Annotated in this window: 3 protein-coding genes and 1 pseudogene; 2 read left to right on the plus strand and 2 right to left on the minus strand. The window is 68.4% G+C overall.

All coding sequences use genetic code 11. The features are described 5' to 3' along the window. Positions 1 to 119: 119 nt before the first annotated feature. Together ACTWQJ_RS44295 and ACTWQJ_RS44300 are read left to right on the plus strand one after the other, a co-directional pair. The gene (locus tag ACTWQJ_RS44295) at positions 120 to 1,502 is read left to right on the plus strand and encodes a transposase (protein WP_443312062.1); all 1,383 of its coding nucleotides are present in this window, start codon (positions 120 to 122) and stop codon (positions 1,500 to 1,502) included. A gap of 804 nt (positions 1,503 to 2,306) precedes the next feature. Continuing rightward, positions 2,307 to 4,649, plus strand: a complete 2,343-nt coding sequence (locus ACTWQJ_RS44300) for an FUSC family protein (protein ID WP_443312063.1) — start codon at positions 2,307 to 2,309, stop codon at positions 4,647 to 4,649. 149 nt (positions 4,650 to 4,798) lie between these two features. On the opposite strand, the pseudogene ACTWQJ_RS44305 reads toward ACTWQJ_RS44300, so the two are convergent. Beyond that, a pseudogene (locus ACTWQJ_RS44305) lies at positions 4,799 to 5,146 on the minus strand (transposase); the annotation flags it as partial. 15 nt (positions 5,147 to 5,161) lie between these two features. After that, the gene (locus ACTWQJ_RS44310) at positions 5,162 to 6,310 is read right to left on the minus strand and encodes a transposase (protein ID WP_443312064.1); all 1,149 of its coding nucleotides are present in this window, start codon (positions 6,308 to 6,310) and stop codon (positions 5,162 to 5,164) included. Positions 6,311 to 6,451: the final 141 nt, after the last annotated feature.

Raw genomic sequence — 6,451 nt, forward strand, 5'->3', positions numbered from 1 at the left:
CGCCAGCTCAACGCGCTTGGCCACGATGTCACTCTCGCCCCCGCAAGCTGACCGCCATCTCAAGCTCTGGCCAACGAACGCGTCAGCATGCCCGTGACCTGGGGAATTTTCCATTCAGCGTGCTGGCTGACTTCCGTGAGCGCCTGATCCACGGTGATCGCGCCGACCGCCTCCTCGACCTCGCGCTGGCCCGCCTCAAGGACGCCGGGCTCGTGCGCGAACGCACCACGCAGCGCACCGATTCCACCCACGTGTTGGCCGCGGTGCGTGACCTGACGCGGCTGGAGCTGGTCACCGAGGCGGTGCGGGCCGCGCTGGAAGAGGTCGCCCAGGCCGCCCCGCACCTGCTGGATGGTCTGGTCAACGAGGAGTGGGGGCGCCGCTACGGCCGTCCGGTCCGCCTGGGCAAGAACCCCACGAGGCCCAAGACCAGGATCAACACCACCGGCGAGGACGCCGTCCGGCTCCTGGAGTGCCTCTACCGGCACGGGGCAGGCCGCGCGTTCGGCCCTCGCGTCCAAGCCCTGCGGCAGATCATGGTGCAGAACTACTACCGCGACGCCGCAGGCCGCCTGCGCTGGCGCGCTGAGGAGGACGGCGGCCTGCCGCCCTCCTCAGTGGCGGTCGTCTCTCCCTACGACACCTCGGCCCGCTACGCCCGCCGCGGGCAGACCACCCGCTGGAAGGGGTTCGTCGCCCATCTCACCGAGACCTGCGCGACCGAGGGCCCCAACGTGATCACGGACGTGGCCACCACCGCGGCCACCACGAACGACGCCCAAGTGCTGCCCGGCATCCACATCCGCCTGCGGCGCCGCGGCCTGCTGCCCGCCGAGCACCTCGTCGACGGCGGCTACACCTCCCTGGTCCACCTGGAACAGGCCGCCCGGGAACACCAGGTCACCGTCTCTGGGCCGCTGCCGGGCAACCCCACCCGCCAGCACCGCCGCAACGAGGGTTTCGGCCGTGACGACTTCCACATCGACTTCGACCGCCGGCAGGTGACCTGCCCCCAAGGCCAGGTCAGCCGGGGCTGGCACGGCCCCTACCCGACCTCTTCGCCCACTACGGCCCCGCTGATCGTGGCGCGGTTCACCAAGAGCCAGTGCCAGCCGTGTTCGGTCCGCGCCCGGTGCACCACCTCCCGCGAAAGCGCCCGCAACGTGGGCTTCCCACCGCGAGAACTCCGCGACCTGCAACTCCGCGCCCGCGCCGAGCAGCAGACACCCGGCTGGAAGATCCGATACGCGGTCCGCTCCGGAGTGGAGGGCACCGTCAACGAGTTCGCCCACGGCCACGGCATGCGCCGCTGCCGCTACCGAGAGCAGGACAAGGCTCACCTCCAGCACGTCCTGACCGCCATCGCCGTCAACATCGAGCGCCTCAGCGGCCTGCCGCCGACCGGAGAATCATCGCCTCCCCGGCCGCCGACCGCCTTCCAGAACTTCCTGGACCAGCATGGGATCCCCCGGCTGAGGTCCTGGCGGGCCGTCAGCGACTGACAAGATCCCCGACAGAGTCAAGCTGAGGACCTGGTCCGTTTCCTGCCGGAAGCCGGCGCGTCCTGCCCGGCGGCGATCCTGATCCAGCAGATAGCCGGGGGGCAACACCCATTGGGTATTGCCAGGTCCTGCCGTACCACGCATGTGAAGCGGTCACACATTCGGTTGATGTCGCGGTCCGGCGTCTCAGGCGACCATGACGCTGCCCGCCGTGGGGAGAGCGAACGGCCCCACGGGGGGGGCAGCGAAGACGAGCTGACAAGTGGTGGTCGAGCCGCAGGTAAGAACGGGCAGCACGACCGACGCCAGTAGGGTAATTCGGCACCGGTGTTTCCCAGCAGAGAGCGGCTGGACCCACCCGTCACCGACACCGGAACCTCTCCGAACCAGAGGACGGACGAGTCTCATGGCGCTGTTTGAGAAGCGGATCATGCCTGAGGAGACGGTCGCCGCAGGTCCTGTCGCCGGGGCTGGCGGTGCAGCCCCGGCTGCGGTAGTCGTGGCGCCCAAGCACTCGCGTCTGTCCAGTACCGCCAGCGCTGGTCCTGCTCTCGTCGATCCTCGTCTCGATGCTTGCCTCTTCCATCGTGCCAACGCGGCTGTACGCGTTGTACCGAGCCCAGTGCCGGTTCTCGCCCATCCCGACAACCGCGGTATTCGGGAGCTGCGCGGCGTCGACGCTGGTGGCCCTGCTGATGCTGGGCAAGCCGTCGGACTACGCGGGGGCCGTCGTCCCATGTTCTTGGTGTCCCTCGCGTCGCGGGCTGACCGCTCGGCGGCAACGCCGGGCGTGAAGAGTTCCTCATGACCGTCTTGCCCGGTCACCGTTTCTCCAACCCGAGGCGGATTGTGATGAATCGGATGCGTCAGCTCACCGCATGGTTGCGCCGCCGGGATCCGGTCCTGGCCGCCACGCGGCGGGCGGCCAGGACCGCGGTGGTGATGCCCCTCCTCTTCGCCTTGTGCACCCAGGTCTTCCATGCGCCGGTCGCCGCTACCTTCGCTGCGTTCGGTGCATTCTCGATGCTTCTGCTGGTCGAGTTCACCGGTCCCTTGGCCCAGCGGATGCGGGCACATGTGGCGCTCGCCGTTGCGTGGGTGGTGCTGGTTTCGCTGGGTACCCTCGCGGCCCGGTCGGTCTGGACCGCGGCGGTGGCGACGGTGCTGGTGGGCTTCGTCGTGCTCTTCTCGGGCGTGGTCAGCTCGGTTCTGGCCGGCGCTGCGACGTCGCTGCTGCTTGCGTTCATCCTGCCGGTGGCGACCCCCACGCCGCTGGGGCAGTTGCCCGAACAACTGATGGGCGTGGTACTTGCGGCGGGGGCGTCCATGCTCGCAGTCTGGTTGCTATGGCCGAGGCCGCAGGGCGACCCGCTCAGTGCACCAGCGGCGCAGGTCTGCCGGACGGCGGCGGCGCAGCTGCGCGCCGAAGCGGACTACTTCGCAGGTCGGTCCCGCGCAACGGCGTTCCGGAAGTGCCGTTCTTGTGCTGCGGAGACCGAGTCGAGTGCACACGAGCTGCGGCAGGCCTTCACCGCCACCCCTTACCGGCCCACGGGCCTGTCGACCGAGTCTCGGGCTCTGGTTCGCCTGGTCGATGAGCTGACCTGGCTGAGCACGATCCTCGCGGAGGCCGCTCCCGCAGTGGAAGACGGCCCAGTGGGCGCCTCGGAGTCGTCGGAGGTGCGCAGAGCTGCTGCGGAAGTTCTGGACCTGTCGGCGCAGTTGCTCGATGACCCAAACGACTCACCGGAGCGGCTGCTGGCCGGAGCAGCGGAACTTCGGAAGGCTTTGACTGCGCTGGAGGATGAGGCCGTCAGCCGCATGCCGACGCAGGGCGCCGGGGACGCCAGCGAGCCTGACCTGGACACCTTCATCGACAGCCTCGACCTGTCCTTCCGGGCCCAGGGGGTGGCCTTCGTCGTCCTGCAGATCGCGCAGAACGTCAGCGCCGCCCGCGCTGCTCACCAGCGCAGTTGGTGGGATCGCCTGCTCGGCCGCGTGACGGGGGCGCCCGACGGGCCGCTGACCAGCGCAGCGGAGCGTGCGGCCGCGCATGTGGCACCGCACTCGGTCTGGCTGCACAACAGCATCCGCGGTGCCATCGGTCTGGGTATCGGAGTCGTGCTGGCCGACGTGACCGGTGTCCAGCACGCCTTTTGGGTCATGCTCGGCACCCTGTCAGTCCTGCGTTCCAACGCGCTCAACACCGGGCAGAACGTTTTTCGCGCCCTCGGCGGAACTTTGGTCGGCTCGGTCCTGGGCGCCGCTGTTCTTCAGCTCATCGGACACAACACAACTCTGTTGTGGATCCTGCTGCCGCTCGCGGTGATGTTCGCGGGTGTCGTTCCAGCAGCGGTCTCGTTCGCTGCCGGGCAGGCAGCCTTCACACTCACACTGGTGGTCTTGTTCAACATCGCACAGCCTGCCGGCCTTTCGGTGATCCTGTTCCGCATCGAAGACATCGCGCTCGGCTGTGCCGTGAGTTTGGTCGTTGGCTTGTTCTTCTGGCCACGGGGCGCCTCCGCAGCGGTCAGCAAGGCGCTGGCGGAGGCGTACGCCGACAGTGCGCGATATCTGCTCGCCGCGGTGGACTATGCGGTCTCGTGCTGTGCTCTCGGGCCTGCGGCCATCCAGGTTCCGCAGGAGGGCCGACAGGCGGCGGCTGCGGCACGCCGGCTGGACGATGCCTTCCGGACGTACTTGGCCGAACGCGGGGCCAAGGCTGTTCCTCTGTGCGAGATGACGACCCTGGTCGCTGGTGTTGTCGGGCTCCGGTTGGCCGGAGACGCGGTCCTGGAACTGTGGCGGCGGTCCACAGACAGAGCATCGCTCGACGACCGTGCCGCCGCGCAGAAGGAACTGATCATCATGGCGGAGCGGATCCTGCGGTGGTATCAAAGTCTGGCGGACGGGCTGGAGAACGAAGGGCCGGTGCCCGAGCCGCTGGACTCCGACCCGAGAAACAACTCCCGACTGGTTGAGGCGGTTCGCCGTGACCTGCACGATGCGGACGGGCAGGCAACAGGGACCGGCGTGCGCATCGTCTGGACCAGTAACCATCTGGAAGCGGCCCGCCGTCTTGAGGTGCCGATCGCGGCGGCGGCCAGCGACGCTGTCACTCGGATTAACGTGTTCGGATCAGCTTGAGATCCTCGCACGCGGTGGAGAGCGATTATGGACAGATCGAGGTCGGCCGCGTATCGCCGGTTCCTGATCTGGTCCAGCGTCGGCGTGTGGGAGACGACTGCGCGAGGCCGTACTCGACTCGCAGCAACGAGTGCGGCGTCCTCGACCTGTCACGCGTCGTCCTCGACTCCGAGCACATGCGGGCCGAAAGGGAAGGCGAACATCCGGGTCCGAGCCTCGCGGACCGGAGCAAACCGGGTTCCAAGATGCACGTCTCGTCCGACGCGGCCGGGCTGCCCCTGGTTCGTATGCAGCTCCGACGAAGGTGCTTCTCCGGTCGGCGGCCGTCGGCTGAGGCGCTCGATGTTTGCGGCGATGGCTGTGAACACGTGCTGTAGGTGGGCTTTCTGCTGTCCCCGGTAGCGGCAGCGGCGCATGCCGTGTCCGTGAGCGAGCTCGTTGATGGTGCCTTCCACTCCAGAGCGGACCGCATAGCGGGCCTGCCATTCGGGTGTCTGTTGCTCGGCGCGGACTCAGAGTTGCAGGTCACGGAGTTCTCGCGGGGGAAAGCCCACGGTTCGGGCGCTGTCGGTGGTGGTCGTGCAGCGGGTGCGGACCGGGCAGGGACGGCACTGGCTCTTGGTGAACCGTGCCACGATCAGAGGTGCCGCGGTGGGTGAGGAGGTCGGATAGGGGCCGTGCCATCCCGCGCTGGTCTCGCCCTGCGGGCAGGTGACCTGCTGGCGGTCGAAGTCGATGTGGAAGTCGTCGCGGCCGAAGCCGTCGTTCTTGCGTTGCTGGCGGGTGGAGTTGACCGGTAGTGGCCCGGTGACCGTGACCTGGTGTTCGCGGGCTCCCTGTTCCAGATGGACCAGGGAGGTGTATTCGCCGTCGACCAGATGCTCGGCGGGCAGCAGCCCGCGGCGCTTCAGCCGGGTGTGGATGCCGGGCAGAGCCTTCGCGTCGTAGCTGGTGGCGTCGGTGGTGGCCACATCTGTGATCACGTTGACGCCGTCAGGATCACAGGTCTCGGTGAGATGTGCGACGAACCCTTTCCAACGGGTGACATGTCCGCGGCGCGCGTAGCGGGCCGTCGGGTCGTAGGGCGAGACGACTGCGACCGCCGCGGACGGCAGCCCGCCGTCCTCGGCGGTGCGCCAGCGCAGGCGGCCGGCCCCGTCGCGGTAGTAGTTCTGCACCATAATCTGCCGCAGGGCCTGGACCCGGGGACCGGACAGGCGATCCGCCCCATGCTCCCCGACGTGCTCCAGCAGCCGGACGGCGTCGCCGCCTGTGGCAAGGATTCTGGTCTTGGGGCGGGTGGGGTTCTTGCCCAGACGGACCGGACGGCCGTAGCGGCGCCCCCACTCCTCGTCAACCAGGCCGGCCAGCAGGTGCGGAGCTGTGCCGGCCAGCTCTTCCAGCGCGGCGCGGACGGCCTCGGTGACCAGTTCCAGCCGGGTCAGTTCGCGCACCGCGGCCAGGACGTGGGTGGAGTCCGTGCGCTGGGTGGTGCGCTCGCGGACGAGACCGGCCGCCTTCAGGCGCGCGGAAGTCGGCCAGCACGCTGAATGGAAGCCGGGATCGTCCAGTTCCATGGCCAGCGCGTACTTGAAATCGATGCGGCAGCGAACCGCCTCGGCCGCCTGCCGGTCCGACAAACCGAGCAGGAACTGCAGCACACAGACGGTGGCCAGCTAGGGCCTGTCTTCGGTTGTGATCAGTTTCGGGTTTTGGGTCCTGGATGAGGTCGTGGTCCGGTAAGACTCTGGTGTGACACGTGCGCAACTCACCGATGAGGAGTGGGAGTTCATCGAGCCGTT

This window comes from Streptomyces sp. KR55 (genome assembly GCF_052245645.1).
Classification (GTDB): domain Bacteria; phylum Actinomycetota; class Actinomycetes; order Streptomycetales; family Streptomycetaceae; genus Streptomyces; species Streptomyces flavusporus.